Source organism: Methanolobus vulcani (assembly GCF_900100715.1).
In the GTDB taxonomy this organism is placed as follows: domain Archaea; phylum Halobacteriota; class Methanosarcinia; order Methanosarcinales; family Methanosarcinaceae; genus Methanolobus; species Methanolobus vulcani.
Genome location: NZ_FNCA01000002.1, coordinates 194,971 through 209,880, shown reverse-complemented (window position 1 = coordinate 209,880; position 14,910 = coordinate 194,971). Strand labels below are relative to the sequence as shown.

The following is a 14,910-nucleotide window of genomic DNA, read 5'->3' as shown; positions in this document are numbered from 1 at the left end:
TATGCAGGAGATCAGGAAGATTGCGGCGGGTATCAGCCTTGTGCTTGAATGGAAAAAGACAGGAGAGGACTATGTTGCCAGCCTTACCGGTGGTGATGAACACGTAGGAGCTGTTGGAATCGGGTTCTATGACCATGAATCAAAAAGGGCATCTTCATCTGTGATTACAACACCGGGACACAGGGAAACTGAGATCGCACTAAATGGTGCAAAGGCATTCAGCAAAGCCTGCAAAGCGACATCCGTATTCATAGTTGGCATTCATCTGGACAATATTAAACTCAGCGAAATAAATGAAATCGTTGCTGCATCAGAGGAAATGATCAGTGAGCTTGCTGTAATTATAGGAAAGTAGGAGAGGGATTTTAATGGAAGTAGTAATAGGTATCAGCGGGGCTTCGGGTTCTGCTTACGGAGTACGGTTGCTGGAAATTCTGGCAAAAACTGACATTTATACTCACCTTGTTATGACAAAAGCTGCAAAGCAGATACTTGAGATAGAGACCGATTACAAACTATCATATGTTGAAAGTCTGGCAGATGCAGTCTACGATGAAAATGACTTTACAGCGCCAATTGCAAGCGGTTCTCACAGGTTCTACGGGATGATTATCGCCCCATGCAGCATGAAAACGCTTGGTGAGATCTCAGGCGGAATGTCTGACAACCTACTTGGCAGGGTGGCCGATGTTTGCCTAAAGGAGAGAAGAAAACTGGTACTAATGCCACGTGAAACCCCTCTTAACCAGATCCATCTTGAGAATATGCTGAGACTTGAGAGAGCCGGCGGAGTAATCCTTCCCGCATGTCCGGGTTTTTATTCCAGACCACAGACAATCGATGATCTTGTTAATTCAATGGCAGGTCGTGCACTTGATCTGATGGATATTGAAAACGACGTTTACAAACGCTGGGAGTGAAATGGCACTTTCAGGGAAAAGACTCTGCCTGAACACTGTGTTCACACTGTGGCTGCGGGAAATGCTGCGCTACAAGCGCTCACGTTCAAGGATAATAGGCTCCCTTGCAACGCCACTCTTTTTTCTTGTCATAATGGGTTCTGCACTGGGAAGTACCATGACCCTTCGCAGCGGCAGGTATATTGATTACATGGCACCGGGCATCATAGGGATGTCAATTCTCTTCGCATCGCTTATGGGTGGAATTTCCATCATATGGGATAGGGAATTCGGATTCCTGAAGGAGATACTGGTAGCGCCTGTAAGCCGCTTTTACACTGCTCTTGGAAAAGCCGCAGGAGGAGTTACAACAGCAATGGTGCAGGGCACACTGCTCATGTTCATCAGCGGGATGATTGGAATAGAATACGTATCTGTATGGAGAGAACTCCTGTGTATACCCATAATGTTCACTATGGGACTGGGGTTCATTGGTCTTGGAATAACGCTGGCCTCAAAAATAGAATCACATGAGGGATTCCAGATGATGATGACTTTCATCACGTTCCCCACCATCATGACCAGTACTGCGTTCTACCCTATGGAGAATCTCCCGGGCTGGTTGAGCATACCTGTTCACCTGAATCCACTTACTTATGGCGTGGAGGCACTGAGATGGATGCTGCTGGATGCTTCCGATGTTCCTATAACCCTGTCACTTGGAGTAATCACAGCTTTTGCACTTATCATGATGACAATTGGAAGCCGGGCTTTTGACAGCGCAGTTGACCAGTGAAAGAGGTAACGTAGTTGGGCGGTTGCCCGCATGATTTTGAAGCTAAAAAATCGAAACATGGATAGATACGGGAAAATTCTATGTCCCAAGAATATAAAACCGGAGAGGAAATTATAAGGAGTATTTATACTCAGCCTTCTGCAATCCATAGTATTTTCCATTTTAACACAGTCATCACGAAACCTTTTTATACAATATATGCTATGTGAGAGCTACCCTTCTGAATCTGATTGGGATAGTAGGGTAGCTTGGTCCATCCTCGAGCGTTTGGGACGCTTGGACTGCGGTTCAAATCCGCGCTATCCCACCAGAACTTTTTTTACAATTATTATCTCAATGTGCTGTGACCATCAGCTTAGTCTCTTTCTCCTTACAGGATTAGTTTTATAACATATCCGCCGGGAATAATGTCCCCATGGCAAACGTTAAAGTGAAACTATTTGCAAATCTCAGGGAGATTGCACAAACTTCGTCATTATCACTTACAGGAGACTCTGTAAAAGATGTTCTCCTTTCACTTACAGAACAATATCCTGCTCTTAAAGAACTTGTATTCGAGGCAGGAGACGATGTAAAACTTTGCGGTTACATCAATGTATTCCTGAACGGAAACAACATCAAACACATGGAAGGACTGGATACTATCCTGAATGATAACGATGAACTGGGAATATTCCCACCGGTATCCGGCGGTTAAACTGACAACAGAGGGACTTGGATGATATTCAGAGAACGTACAGATGTCGGAAAGGCAAAGGAAATGTTCCTTGCCGGGATAAATAGCATTGATAGAACAGAAGTACTCCCTGCAAGGTCTGCAATAGGGAGAGTTCTCTCTACAAGCATACTTGCACCACGCAATGTTCCTCACTACAGACGTTCTGCCATGGATGGATTTGCAGTAAGATCTGTGGACCTCATAGGTGCATCCCCAACAAATCCTGTTATGCTCCAGATATCCGACGAGATAATGGAAGGAACCTGTACCCCGGTGAATACTGGAGATTATGTACCTGATGATGCTGATGCTGTGCTGATGATGGAAGATACCATTTCCATCGGAGATATGATCGAGATCAGGGCGCAGGTACATCCCGGAAAGAACGTCGGTGAGATCGGAGAGGATGTCAGGAAGAATGAAATCATATTCAACAAAAGCCATATACTCAGACCATGTGATATTGCAGTGCTGGCATCACTTGGAATCAGTGAGGTCAAAGTCTATTCCAAACCTGTTGTTGCTATCATCCCTACCGGCAATGACCTTCTACCACTTCCCGGATATGAAGAACCTGCACCGGGTAAAACACTTGATATAAACAGCCTCATGATAGGAGAATATGTCGAGAAATGGGGCGGAGCTGCAAGATATTGTGATATCGTTCCTGAAAATGCTGATCTCATTGAAGATGCCATAAAGGCAAACCTTGATGCTGATATGATAGTGGTTTCAGGTGGAACCTCTGTCGGGGATAGGGATTTTGTCCCGGCTGTGGTGGAGAGACTGGGCAGGAAACTTGTTCATGGAGTCGGACTCAGCCCTGGAAAACCAACTGCTCTTGGAATTGTTGAAAATGTTCCTGTACTTTGTATGCCCGGATATCCGGCAGCAGGACTTGTAGCACTCTTTGCTTTTGGTAAACCTGCACTTAGAAAATCCGGAAATATACCCGATATACCTGACACAACCGTAAAAGCCACATTAAGCGGGAAAATACTCTCAAGAGAAGGATATCTCAGTTATGCCAGGGTAATACTCGAAGGTAACATTGCTCATCCACTGATGACAGCTGGTGCAGGAATACTGAGCTCCATTGCAAAATCCGATGGGTTCGTTATAATCCCGGAAAATGTTGAAGGGTGTGAAGAAGGAAGCGAAGTGGACGTAGTGTTAATTGAATAGTGATTATCTGAAAAACCAGGGCTCAGAACTTATCACCATCGGCATGGGAGGGTTCTTTGGAGCAATATCAAGATTCCTTATTGCGGGATACTTTACTTCTGCATCCGGAACACTTGTGGTAAATGTACTTGGGAGCATACTTATTGGTATCCTCATGTACAGCTCTGAGTACCTTGGCATTGTGTCTCCGAGAACACGTATGTTTGTGGGAATTGGATTTTGCGGATCACTTACTACTTTTTCGACATTCATGGTCCAGACATTCCAGATGCAACTGGCTGAAGCCGCATTCAATATTCTTGCAAACGTCATCCTGACACTTGCGGGAATTTTCGCCGGCAGGGCACTGGTGATATATTTAATGAGAAGGAGGGAAGGAACTGGCATATGAGATAATTCTTGTAGGGATCGGAGGTTTTATCGGTGCAAACCTCAGATATCTTGTTTCCGGAGCGATTCCCAGAATAAATGAGATTCCTGCAGGAACACTTGCAGTAAATACTATTGGAAGCTTTGTCCTCGCAGTGCTGACATTCACTTCTTTAGAGGGAACACTGCGTTACATGATAAGTGTAGGGATGCTTGGTTCTTTCACAACATTCTCCACATTCGCGTATGAGAGCTTCAGGCTTCTGGATGAGGGAGAGAACAAACATTCCATGATGAATATAGGACTTAACCTACTATTGTGTCTTGTTGCAGTGTTTTTAGCGTACATCTTTGTTAGATGATGTTCAACTGCAACAACGCAGCCAGCAGGATCAATATAAGTCCCGTGATCAGACGAACTTCCACACGTCTCTTTTCCCTGAACTCATTGACCTTTTCAGGATCCAGACCAAAAGCAAGAAGTGCACCAAGTATCAGAATCGGCAGAATAACTGCAAAATTATAGAGACCCATGTATAACACAGCATTAACAGTGTTGCCACCGGACAGGAGCATTTCAAGGATCATCAGGTAAACAGCACCTACACATGGAGCTTTTACGAGAGAGAATATTCCTCCGCCAACGAAAGAGATGAGAAGTATATTCTTGCCTCTTGCATGATCCATCAAGTCTACAAAGGAATGTGGGGTTTTGAATGAGGATTTTGAATATTTCTTGATATAATATGCATCATAGAGGTGCCAGAATCCGAAAATCGCAACAAGGAATATCATGGATTTCGTTATTAAATCTTTTATCCCAGGGAAAGAAGTGATGGTATTCAGTATTCCAAAACCTACAATCATATAAGTTACAAATATCCCGGCACAGAATCCGATAACCAGGACAAGCATATCCTTGCGGGACCCTCCGGAAGATACAATTGCTGATGCAAGAAAGGCCATGACAGCAATAAGACACGGATTAAAACCTGCCAGAAGGCCGGCAATAAAAATCACAGCCGGGGTTTGATCATCCAATGATTCATGGGATATAAGCTCAGTCTTTGATGAAACAGTAGCATAATCAATCACAGGAGCTGTTTCTATTGCTTCTGAAAGCATTGAACTGAGTTTCCCGGTGTCGCCTTCGTAATCATTATAACTAATGACAGTGCTGCCATTTACAACAATGGCCGGTACAGTCGTCACGCCATAGCTTTTAGCCAGACTGAAAGCGGATTTGATCTCGTATGAACTGAAGTTGGTGTCAGGGTAACTGGAAATCACATCTTCAATTACAGGCGATGCCTGTGCGCATTTCAGACAGCCATCTTCGTAGAAATATTCTACAGACACGGCAGCCTGGGCTAAACCGGTTAGAAGTATGATGGAAAAGAAGAATGCAAGTAAAAACCTGCAGTCATTTCGTTCAGTGACAGGATGTCGATGAACAGGTCTTTTTATCATACTCGCTTTCCAGAACGGATTTGGTTTCAATACCCAGGAGTTCACCTGTGCTGGAAGATACATATCCTTCTATTACGAATAGATCCTTGATACCGGAACAAGCACAACTACGTTCCATTATTCTAACTCTCCATACACTATTATCCTGAACAGTTTCGGTAGGTACAGAATCTAAAAGCTCGGTGTTTGTAACCCTCCATCCTTCCACATGGAAGTATTCTTCGGAATAATTGATTGCCATCGGATCGTTCTCAACAATAGACACCGCCTCCGAAGAGTTAATTTTAGTATCCGCACTATCAGTACCCAGGTACGTGTAAGCACCTGCTATTCCCACCAGTATCAGAACAGCTATAACTGCAATGACATATTTTTTGTTTTTTTCCATAAGTATTGGTATTAGCATTTAAGCTATAAAGTTTACTAAACATCATCATGCAACCTAATCATAAAAATTAGATATTGACATAAGAAATAATTAATATATTGATGGGAACCAGAAAGAAGATGTAACATTACCTCATTTGCATTAACAAGCAAAGTATTCAGGGGAAAACATGAGAACATTATTTTTGAGAATATATCTGAGTGAGAATGACAAATACAAAGGCAAAACCGCACACCATGCTGTCATTGAGTTCCTGAAAGACAAAGGTATCGCAGGAGCCACTGTTCATCATTGCATGGAAGGATACGGAGTTCACCACAAGATACACACTGCAAGTGTCCTGAGACTTGGAACAGACCTGCCGGTGATAGTTCAGGCTGTGGATAAGGAAGAAAAGATAAGAAAACTCATTCCTGAGCTAAAGGAAATGCTTCCCACTGAGCTAATGATAGTGCAGGAAGTGGAAGTTGTTTCTGGAGAAGGGTTTAAAGAAGAGTGAAGAGACTGTGAGTCTCTGATCACCTATAGATAACAACTGTGCTTCCCCTTACGTCAATAAGGGTTGTCTTAGTTGCTTCTGCAAGCTTCTCAGCAGATGTCTTGATATCCTCTCCCTCTGCACTGGTCTTCAGCATCTTTATCTTAACAAGACGATTTGCTTTGACCTGCTTTTTTATTTCTTCTACTACAGAATCGGTAATTCCATTCTTTCCTATATTGATTATAGGTTTGATCTTGGTTGCTTCGTTCTTTAATTGGTATAATTTGTCTTTATCCATAATGATACTCCGATAATTTGTATTAAGCTTTGATTTATATGTTACCAGTTGATCATTGAGTATTTGAAACTGACCATTGGACATAGGATATGTTCAAGGTTGTAAAATACACGCAAAAAGTAGATACTAAAGAAATATAACTGCCTTCACTGACAGTTTATGTTTTCTTGAGAACGATATCTGTTCCCTCGATGGTGTACTCAAACCATGGTGTTGGCTTTGATGTCATGCCCACTACTCTCATTGCATAGGAATCTCCAACAGCCTTTATCTCGATCATTCCGTCAAATAGCTGTTTCAGAGTAGCTATTGTCTGTGCGTCATGCATCTCATCTTCAACCACATACAGACCAAAGCCATTGGCAGCTTTTACACGTCCGGTGAAGACATGAAGAAATCTGAAAACCGTCTGTATGTTGGAATACATCAGAATAGTTGACAGTGAATTGATACACAGATGGACCTGTTGTTTCTTCTTTTTCACCAGCATTTCTTCAAAGAACTGGCTGATCTTGACCCCGATACCGGTGAGATCAACAGGACTTGATGCTCTTTTAATCTTTTCAGTATCTGCTGCACCCAGTCCAAGTGTCTTGGTCACACAATCAACAACACCAATATCGGCTTTTGATGTGTCCAGACCATAATCCTGGAACCATCCGAGAACACGTTCCCCTGGCTCACGTGTAGATACTATTATTGCAGATCCGGCAGGACTCTGGCTTTTAAAAATAATGGCATCCAGCAGGTCATCTTTTCGGCTCATAGGTGGACCTATCATCATAAGATTGGTTCCTTCCCGGATATCGCCTAAGAGCTCATCCAGTTCCTTGATGCCTAAAGAGTAGCCGGACATGTTTCCCTCTTCATTGGGATTGTATATAGGATTTGCCCTTTAGAGAGTTATCATTTCTCTTTAAAGGGGTTCTACACCGTTAACTTCTATTACAAATATAAATATTAACGTATATAAATGTGCCTTTTGACACACTTTAATTAAATAAAATATACAATATAAACCTTTTTTGGTTACTGGCGAGCATGTTTCACAAGATGACCAGTTTCCGGGAGAATAATATCTCGTAAAGCAAGTTCCACAGCATTTGGAGACCCGGGAACACAGAATATTACTTTTCCTTTTAACAGGCCTGCCGCTGCACGTGAGAGAATAACAGAACTGCCTATCTGTTCTATACTCTTGAATCGGAAAAGTTCACCAAATCCCGGAATGTCCTTTTCGAATAGAGGAACTACAGATTCAATAGTAACGTCCTTAGATGCAAGTCCTGTTCCACCGCTTGTGATCACAACATCAGCTTCAGATTCAAGGGCACGGTGTATGGCACCTTTTATCAATGAAGGATCATCAGGGACCAATTCATATTTCGTAACTGCGTGGCCACTGGAAATCACAAGTTCCTGCATTAGTTTCCCGGAGCCATCACTGGCATCTTCCGGTGAAGTAACTGCACCGAATTCACTGAACCTGGAACTGGAAATGGTTACAAGATAAAATGAATATGCTTTTTGTGTACCTTCTTTATGTTCTTTTGTAGACTGACTGCTCATACGAAGTATTTATACCTGAAAAAGTATAAGAAACACTCGATTTGACCATGAGAGTACTTTCTATTGATGTCGGGACAGGTACGCAGGACATACTGCTTTACGATACTGAACGTGAGATTGAGAACAGTCTTGTGATGATAATGCCATCGCCGACAGTAATTGTTGCAGAGAAGATTGGAAAGGCAACTCAAAACGGGCAAAATATAGTCCTGACCGGAGATGTCATGGGTGGAGGACCTTGTGTAAGAGCTATTAAAGCCCACATGGAAAAAGGATTAAAGGTCTATGCAACTGAGAAAGCCGCCCTTACAATTAAAGATGACATTGAAAGGGTCAGGTCAATGGGTATTGACATCATTTCCGATGATGAAGTTACAAACCTTTCAAATGTATCCGAAGAGATCGTTCTTCAGGACATTGATGTTGATGCACTCAGTAATGCTCTTGCAAGTTTTGGTGTAGATATGCCTGAAATGATCGCTGTGGCGGTTCAGGATCATGGGAACTCCCCGCAGGAAAGTAACCGTATATACCGTTTCAGGATATTTGAAGGACTTATAGATAAAGGTGGCAGCTTTGAGCAGTTTGCTTACAGTGCATATGCGGTTCCTGAAGAATTCACCCGTATGGCAGCAGTTGCAAGAACGCTGAAAAAGCAGGATTTCATTAAAGATACTATTATTATGGATACCGGACCAGCGGCAATATTTGGTGCTTTGCTTGATGAGAATGCATTACAACCTGCAGTTGTAGTGAATATTGGTAACGGGCATACACTTGCGGCTATTGTGAAAGATAATCACGTAGTGGCATTGTTCGAACATCACAGCTCAGCACTTGACGGTGAAAAATTACAGAAATATATAATGGACTTTGCCAGCGGAAAGCTTGGTTTTAAGGATATCTTTGATGATGGAGGACATGGTTGTTATATACGTGAAACTCCGGGATCTGATGCCATCAGGTCAATAATGATCACCGGACCCAGGCGTAATATACTCATGGATATGGCTGAAGAGAAAAAAGACAGCTCTGTGTGGGACAAATTATATTTTGCATCCCCTTATGGCAATATGATGCTGTCTGGTTGTTTTGGTCTTCTTACAGTTCAGCTGGATAAAGAACTCTGAGCCTGTGACAAGACTTATAAACTCCTAGGTAGTATGAGGACAGCCATCTAGATTAATCCATATTGTTGAGAGCAACATCAACAAATACAAATATATACATACAAATTAAGGTGCAGATCCAGATGCGAAAAATGACGATGCTAATAGAATCTAATAGTATCGTGCTAAATTACAATTACAATAATTAATTCAAGGAGATTTTATTCATGGTAAGAAAACCAGCAAGTATGTACAGGAACGTCAGACAACGCTCATACACCAGAAGGAAATACATGGGTGGTGTGCCAGGTAGCCACATCATTCACTACGACATGGGTAACAAGAGTGCTGAGTTTCCAATAAAAGTAACACTCGTAGTCAAAGAAAGATGCCAACTGCGTCACACTGCACTTGAAGCTGCACGTATCACAGCTAACAGAGCAATGGTAAACGCAGCGGGCCGTACAGGATACCACATCAAACTCAGAGTATACCCACATGAGGTACTCAGAGAGAACAAACAGGCTACCGGAGCAGGAGCAGACCGTGTATCCAGTGGAATGCGTGGTGCATTCGGAAAGAACGTAGGAACAGCAGCAAGGGTTTCAGCCGAGCAGAAGATCTTCACAATATCTGTTAACAAAGAACACTTTGTAGCAGCAAAGGATGCACTTAGAAAGGCTGGTCAGAAACTGCCAACCCCAGTCAGAATTGTAGTTGACCAGGGTATGGAACTTGTGCAGTAAACTAAATTATAAAGAGGGATTAAATATGGAAGATTACGAAGCGCTTCTGGATCGTGCGATAGCTAACTTACCCGACATGGAGACTACGGATGCCCGTTTCGTAATCCCTGAACCAAAGATCATGGTCGAGGGTAAGACCACGATCCTTGACAACTTCAATAATATCGCCGATGTTCTTAACAGAGAACCTGATCATTTGATGAAATATCTCACACGTGAAATGGGAACTGCTGGAAAGATCGATGGACTTAGGGCAGTATTTCAGGGTAGGTTCTCCAAAGACCAGATTCAATCCAATATCGAAGCATATGTTGAAGAATTCGTTATGTGTTCCGAATGTGGAAGACCTGACACCCAGCTTACCAAGATGGACAGGATCCTTGTGTTGAAATGTGCAGCATGTGGAGCTCACAGGCCTGTAAAGAAGAGACGCGCAAGTGCACCTGTTAAGCAGGATTCCATTGAAGAAGGCAAAGAATACGATGTTCGTATCGATGCAGTTGGTTCAAAAGGCGACGGAATTGCAAAGGTTGACAAGTTTACGATCTTTGTACCGGGTGCTGCAAAGGGTGAAACCCTTAAGATAAGAATAAAGAGAATCAGCGGAACTCTCGCGTTTGCTGAAAAAGCATGATACCTGACCACAGGTATCAATAATCTTCTTTTTTGAAATCTTTTTTAAAAGCAATTGTTATATAATATTCGTGCGCTAAATATATTAAATCACTCGAAAATAAATAATCGAGGAAAGATATGGCACGAGTACCCACAGGAATACCAGGATTTGACGAGCTTATAGAAGGCGGATTCATTGAAAACGATGTCATCCTCCTGACTGGAGGACCCGGTGCAGGGAAATCCACTTTCGGATCACAATACCTGTATGCAGGCATCACACAATATAATGAACCTGGAGTCTATGTCACATTTGAAGAAACACCTGCCCGCATCATGAGAAACATGTGGAGATACGGGTGGGACATGGAGCGTCTTATAAAAGAGAACAGACTCCGCATTATCAGGGCAGACCCCATTGCATATGGACGTTACATCAAGAAGACACTTGAACCTGATAAACACGACCATGATAATGCCACACTTGAAACTGTGTTAAAGCAGATCTATGCAAGTGTAAAGGAAATCAATGCTAAACGCCTTTTCATTGATTCACTGACATCTCTTAAAATATCTCCTGATCCGGTAGATGTCAGATATATTATACTTGAATTTATCAAGAACATCGAGAACTTTGACTGCACTACATTGATAACCAGCGAAGCAAACATTGAACCCGACCATTTCAGTGTCGAAGAGTACCTTGCCGAAGGAGTTATCTGTCTTAAAGTCAACAGGATTGGCGGAGAAAGGATCAGATCCCTTGAGATATTGAAAATGCGGGGTGTAAAGCATGATGAAGTGCTCCGCCCATATGTGATTACTGATAATGGCATTTTTGTCTATTCATCCGATTCTGTTATAGGCAAGGAAGCTGATGTGTTCTCCCTACAGCGATCTTCGATTCTAGGGGAATAATGTAAATGAAAGCCGATCATAAAAATTCAGATAATAAAGACATTGCATTGGTTTCAATACCCGGACTTTCAATCAAAATGGACAAAAAGGCTGATTTTGTTCAGCTTAAAGCACATGGACCGTTGAGAAAGGCGTGTGCACCTTTTTTAAAGAAAATAAATCAGCGTCTTAAGGAAGAAAAACCTGCGTTGGTCGATGATGACAAGGTGATAGCTTCAACATGGCTACCACCAATTCCAAGTAAAGCATTTAATCGCCTGTTGCTGGCTGAGACCCAGATCGCGCTTGGCAGATACATACCTGAAACTGTTTCCTTTGAGATAACACGTAACTGTAAATGTAATTGTGAGCATTGCGTGGTGAGCGGAGGAGAAGGCGACCTTGATATAGAGACCATTAAACAGGCTATCGATGATGTGCTTGACATGGGTGCAATGGTCATTGTCTTCACAGAAGGTGATCCAATGCTGCGTGAGGATATCTACGAGCTTATCGATTATGTGGACAAGGAAAGAGCAATTGTCAATATGTACACCCCGGGAACCGAGATGACTCCAGAGAATGCACGCAGGCTCAAGGAAGCAGGACTACATAACCTGCTTGTCAGTATTTATTCCACAGAAACTGAGAAACATGATGCTGTTAGAAGGCTTGATGGTGCTTTTGATATCGCGACCAATGCTATGAGAATGGGACTTGATGCAGGACTGCTTGTAACAATGGCAACCCACGTGTCCCCGAAGAACATTGATGAACTGCCTGCAATGTACCAACTTGCAAGAGATATCGGTGTTCATGAATTTTCCCTGTGGGAATCTGTCCCGAAAAAGAAAGATGACCCTATAATCTCAGATGGTGACAGGAAAAAGGTGCTTGAAATGTATCACCGAATAAACTCTACCAAAGGTGGACCACGTATTTTTGCCAATACTTATTTTGAGGGAGAAATGCTCGGATGCATGGCAGGCCAGAGATGGATGCACGTCTGCGTTGACGGTCTTGTAAAAGGATGTCCGTATATCCCATTCCACTATGGAAACATACAGGACAGCTCGATAAAAGACATCTGGACAAAGATTCGCAAGGACAAGGCTTTCAGGGGACAGCGGAGAACATGCCTGATGCAGGAAAAAGAGTATCTTCAACTTGTGGACAAGATTCCTGAAGATGCATCAAAACCTTATGATATTGATAAGATTCAGGCTTGAATTTTGCTCTTTTTCGTTTTATTTTTCTGCAGGGTTGGCGTTTTCAAGCTTTTCCAGCAATCTTTTATTTTGCCGATAAAATCCAGCTACGATAATAGTCATGATAAAAATAAGATACCAGATGTTTGTGAAAATATCAGGCCACAGATAAGTGTACATGAAAGCTATCAAAATACAAAAAATCCATATTATTGACGAATTGATAAAAGAAGCTTTACGAGGACCATACTTTTTGTTTAATCGATGCAGTAATTTCCAACCAGTAAATAAGTCTGCGACTTTTATAGGTTCATTGTTTCCGGAATCACTGAGATACCTTTTCATTTTATTTTCATTGATGTTGCGGATTTTTTTAAAATTTACGAGAGCAAATAGCATTGTTAGGAAAAAAGCAATTGCACCAACTATCTTTGTGATTAAGAATAAAAAGAAAGAAATAGCCATCATAGCACCCATAATTGCAGGTAAATAACTATTTTGATACTTATGAGCTGAATACAAGTTATAAATTGCTAGTAAGACGAAAAACAGTGCTGCAAAATGAAAGAAGCTTATATCCATTGACTTGTCTCCATGAAATTGACCTAAATAAATTAATCATCATGATTGTATTAAATATTTACTGTATGACTAATTAAATTACAAGTGTTTGTGCCGAAATGCAATAAGAACCTTTACATATCACAACGTGTTTTTACTAACAATTTTAAGTGCCGGACACTAAATGAAAAATCCGAGAAACAGGAGATTAAGAGGCAACATATGAACATGAAGATTGACCCCTGGAGCGCATTGAACATTGATGATTATTCCAAATTATTCGATGAATTTGGTATTCAGCCATTTGATGATATGGTCCGGGAGATTGAGAATCCTCACAAGTTCATGAGCCGTAAGATAATCTTTGGTCACAGGAACTATGACCGCATCACTGATGCAATGAACAACAACAAGCCATTCTCAGTAATGAGCGGGTTCATGCCTTCCGGAAAGATCCACCTTGGGCACAAGATGGTAATGGAAGAGATTATCTGGCACCAACAGCAGGGTGCTGATGCATTTGTCGGAATTGCAGACCGTGAAGCACATGCTGTCAGAGGCATGTCATGGGAAAGATGCAGCGATATTGGCATCAATGAATATATTATCAGCCTGATTGCTCTTGGATTTGAACCGAACGGACATATCTACTTCCAGTCAAAATCCGAACAGGTCAAAGACCTTGCATTCGAATTGAGTTCAAAAGCAAACTATTCGGAACTCAGTGCGATCTACGGTTTTACAGGTGAGACAAATGTCGCACATATGCTGAGTGCTGTTACACAGAGTGCAGACATACTTCACCCACAGCTTGAAGAGTACGGTGGACCGAAACCAACCGTTATTCCTGTCGGTTCTGATCAGGACCCACACATCAGGCTTACAAGAGGACTTGGACATAAGATGAATATGTTCAAGATCGAAGGCAGGGAAGACAAGGAAGGAAACAAGTATTTCAGCATCCGCAGTAAAGCTGCACCTGAAGAAGCACTTAAAGAACTAAGCCAACGTATTCCCGGCAAAACAAAGCTATTTGAAGGCCACGTTGATGTTTTCAGTGCAGACAACTTTGAAAGCCTTATGAAAGTAGTTCAGGATGTTGAACTGGAATTTGGAGGTTATGCTTTTGTTCCGCCTTCATCAACATACCACAGATTCATGTCAGGACTTCAGGGTGGAAAGATGTCAAGCAGTGTGCCTGAAAGTTATATTTCACTCACAGAAGAGCCAAAGGGTGCTGCAAAGAAGGTAAAAAGAGCAAAGACAGGCGGCAGAATAACCCTTGAGGAACAGAAGAAACTTGGCGGAGAACCTGAGAAGTGTTCTGTTTATGAGATGTTCCTGTTCCACCTTGTGGATGATGACGAAGAACTTGCACAGATATACACGGAATGTCGTGACGGAACCAGAATGTGCGGACACTGTAAAGCCCTTGCAGCAGAAAGAACGGAAAAGTTCCTGAAAGAGCACCAGGAACTGCGTGAAGTCGCAAAGGACAGACTTGACGAATACAGACTCTGACTTGGAATATTACAATTATCGAATAGTCAATTACTAATAATCAATTATTACTTATCAATTACAATTACTAACAGGTCAAT

The 14,910-nt window shown here is 42.1% G+C and carries 20 protein-coding genes and 1 tRNA gene; 15 read left to right on the top strand and 6 right to left on the bottom strand.

The window, feature by feature from the left end; translation table 11 throughout:
* Nucleotide 1 precedes the first annotated feature (1 nt).
* The 8 genes from lpdD (at nucleotide 2) to crcB (BLP52_RS03585) (ending at nucleotide 4,329) form a co-directional block, all read left to right on the top strand.
* Nucleotides 2-355 (top strand): prenylated flavin chaperone LpdD, encoded by a 354-nt coding sequence (gene lpdD / locus BLP52_RS03620; protein ID WP_091708788.1) that lies wholly within the window; start codon nucleotides 2-4, stop codon nucleotides 353-355.
* Nucleotides 356-368: 13 nt separating this feature from the next.
* Entirely contained in the window at nucleotides 369-920 is a 552-nt protein-coding gene (locus BLP52_RS03615; protein WP_091708787.1) for a UbiX family flavin prenyltransferase, read from the top strand.
* A 1-nt stretch (nucleotide 921) separates the two neighbouring features.
* Nucleotides 922-1,695, top strand: coding sequence for an ABC transporter permease (locus BLP52_RS03610; RefSeq protein WP_091708786.1), 774 nt, complete (start codon nucleotides 922-924; stop codon nucleotides 1,693-1,695).
* Between the two features lie 232 nt (nucleotides 1,696-1,927).
* A tRNA-Pro gene (locus tag BLP52_RS03605) sits at nucleotides 1,928-2,005 on the top strand.
* A gap of 105 nt (nucleotides 2,006-2,110) precedes the next feature.
* Nucleotides 2,111-2,392 (top strand): ubiquitin-like small modifier protein 1, encoded by a 282-nt coding sequence (locus BLP52_RS03600; protein ID WP_091708784.1) that lies wholly within the window; start codon nucleotides 2,111-2,113, stop codon nucleotides 2,390-2,392.
* Nucleotides 2,393-2,413: 21 nt separating this feature from the next.
* Nucleotides 2,414-3,598 (top strand): molybdopterin molybdotransferase MoeA, encoded by a 1,185-nt coding sequence (locus BLP52_RS03595; RefSeq protein WP_091708782.1) that lies wholly within the window; start codon nucleotides 2,414-2,416, stop codon nucleotides 3,596-3,598.
* Nucleotides 3,591-3,989: a fluoride efflux transporter CrcB gene (crcB, locus tag BLP52_RS03590; RefSeq protein WP_091708780.1), complete on the top strand. Its 399-nt coding sequence runs from the start codon at nucleotides 3,591-3,593 to the stop codon at nucleotides 3,987-3,989. Before BLP52_RS03595 ends, crcB (BLP52_RS03590) begins: the two co-directional genes overlap by 8 nt.
* Entirely contained in the window at nucleotides 3,979-4,329 is a 351-nt protein-coding gene (crcB, locus tag BLP52_RS03585) for a fluoride efflux transporter CrcB (RefSeq protein WP_091708778.1), read from the top strand. The genes crcB (BLP52_RS03590) and crcB (BLP52_RS03585) overlap by 11 nt, the downstream gene beginning before the upstream one ends.
* On the opposite strand, the gene BLP52_RS03580 is transcribed toward crcB (BLP52_RS03585), so the two are convergent.
* Nucleotides 4,322-5,437, bottom strand: a complete 1,116-nt coding sequence (locus BLP52_RS03580) for a cytochrome c biogenesis protein CcdA (RefSeq protein ID WP_091708776.1) — start codon at nucleotides 5,435-5,437, stop codon at nucleotides 4,322-4,324. The genes crcB (BLP52_RS03585) and BLP52_RS03580 overlap by 8 nt on opposite strands.
* On the bottom strand, nucleotides 5,400-5,825 hold the full coding sequence (locus tag BLP52_RS03575) for a hypothetical protein (protein ID WP_154717782.1): 426 nt from the start codon (nucleotides 5,823-5,825) through the stop codon (nucleotides 5,400-5,402). Before BLP52_RS03575 ends, BLP52_RS03580 begins: the two co-directional genes overlap by 38 nt.
* 169 nt (nucleotides 5,826-5,994) lie before the next feature.
* Between BLP52_RS03575 and BLP52_RS03570 the strand changes: the two genes are divergently transcribed.
* Nucleotides 5,995-6,324, top strand: coding sequence for a DUF190 domain-containing protein (locus tag BLP52_RS03570; RefSeq protein ID WP_091708773.1), 330 nt, complete (start codon nucleotides 5,995-5,997; stop codon nucleotides 6,322-6,324).
* 19 nt (nucleotides 6,325-6,343) lie between these two features.
* Here the strand turns inward: BLP52_RS03570 and BLP52_RS03565 are convergent, their stop codons facing one another.
* The 3 genes from BLP52_RS03565 to BLP52_RS03555 all read right to left on the bottom strand — a co-directional run bounded on the left by BLP52_RS03565 (nucleotide 6,344) and on the right by BLP52_RS03555 (nucleotide 8,173).
* On the bottom strand, nucleotides 6,344-6,604 hold the full coding sequence (locus BLP52_RS03565; RefSeq protein ID WP_091708772.1) for a YhbY family RNA-binding protein: 261 nt from the start codon (nucleotides 6,602-6,604) through the stop codon (nucleotides 6,344-6,346).
* A gap of 157 nt (nucleotides 6,605-6,761) precedes the next feature.
* A complete protein-coding gene (locus BLP52_RS03560) occupies nucleotides 6,762-7,460 on the bottom strand; it encodes an RAD55 family ATPase (protein ID WP_091708770.1) in 699 nt (232 codons plus the stop codon).
* Nucleotides 7,461-7,633: 173 nt separating this feature from the next.
* On the bottom strand, nucleotides 7,634-8,173 hold the full coding sequence (locus BLP52_RS03555) for a MogA/MoaB family molybdenum cofactor biosynthesis protein (RefSeq protein WP_091708768.1): 540 nt from the start codon (nucleotides 8,171-8,173) through the stop codon (nucleotides 7,634-7,636).
* A gap of 47 nt (nucleotides 8,174-8,220) precedes the next feature.
* Here BLP52_RS03555 and BLP52_RS03550 point away from each other — a divergent pair, with 47 nt between their 5' ends.
* The 5 genes from BLP52_RS03550 to BLP52_RS03530 all read left to right on the top strand — a co-directional run bounded on the left by BLP52_RS03550 (nucleotide 8,221) and on the right by BLP52_RS03530 (nucleotide 12,769).
* On the top strand, nucleotides 8,221-9,303 hold the full coding sequence (locus tag BLP52_RS03550) for a DUF1786 domain-containing protein (RefSeq protein ID WP_091708766.1): 1,083 nt from the start codon (nucleotides 8,221-8,223) through the stop codon (nucleotides 9,301-9,303).
* 206 nt (nucleotides 9,304-9,509) lie between these two features.
* Complete coding sequence (locus tag BLP52_RS03545) at nucleotides 9,510-10,028, top strand: 50S ribosomal protein L16 (protein WP_091708764.1); 519 nt, start codon at nucleotides 9,510-9,512, stop codon at nucleotides 10,026-10,028.
* 25 nt (nucleotides 10,029-10,053) lie between these two features.
* Nucleotides 10,054-10,662 (top strand): translation initiation factor IF-2 subunit beta, encoded by a 609-nt coding sequence (locus tag BLP52_RS03540; protein ID WP_091708762.1) that lies wholly within the window; start codon nucleotides 10,054-10,056, stop codon nucleotides 10,660-10,662.
* A gap of 119 nt (nucleotides 10,663-10,781) precedes the next feature.
* Complete coding sequence (locus tag BLP52_RS03535) at nucleotides 10,782-11,561, top strand: RAD55 family ATPase (RefSeq protein ID WP_091708760.1); 780 nt, start codon at nucleotides 10,782-10,784, stop codon at nucleotides 11,559-11,561.
* A gap of 5 nt (nucleotides 11,562-11,566) precedes the next feature.
* Complete coding sequence (locus BLP52_RS03530; protein WP_238380704.1) at nucleotides 11,567-12,769, top strand: radical SAM/SPASM domain-containing protein; 1,203 nt, start codon at nucleotides 11,567-11,569, stop codon at nucleotides 12,767-12,769.
* Nucleotides 12,770-12,787: 18 nt separating this feature from the next.
* Here BLP52_RS03530 and BLP52_RS03525 read toward each other — a convergent pair whose 3' ends face one another.
* Nucleotides 12,788-13,330, bottom strand: a complete 543-nt coding sequence (locus tag BLP52_RS03525) for a hypothetical protein (RefSeq protein ID WP_091708758.1) — start codon at nucleotides 13,328-13,330, stop codon at nucleotides 12,788-12,790.
* Between the two features lie 201 nt (nucleotides 13,331-13,531).
* Here BLP52_RS03525 and BLP52_RS03520 point away from each other — a divergent pair, with 201 nt between their 5' ends.
* Nucleotides 13,532-14,830, top strand: coding sequence for a tryptophan--tRNA ligase (locus BLP52_RS03520; protein WP_091708756.1), 1,299 nt, complete (start codon nucleotides 13,532-13,534; stop codon nucleotides 14,828-14,830).
* Nucleotides 14,831-14,910: the final 80 nt, after the last annotated feature.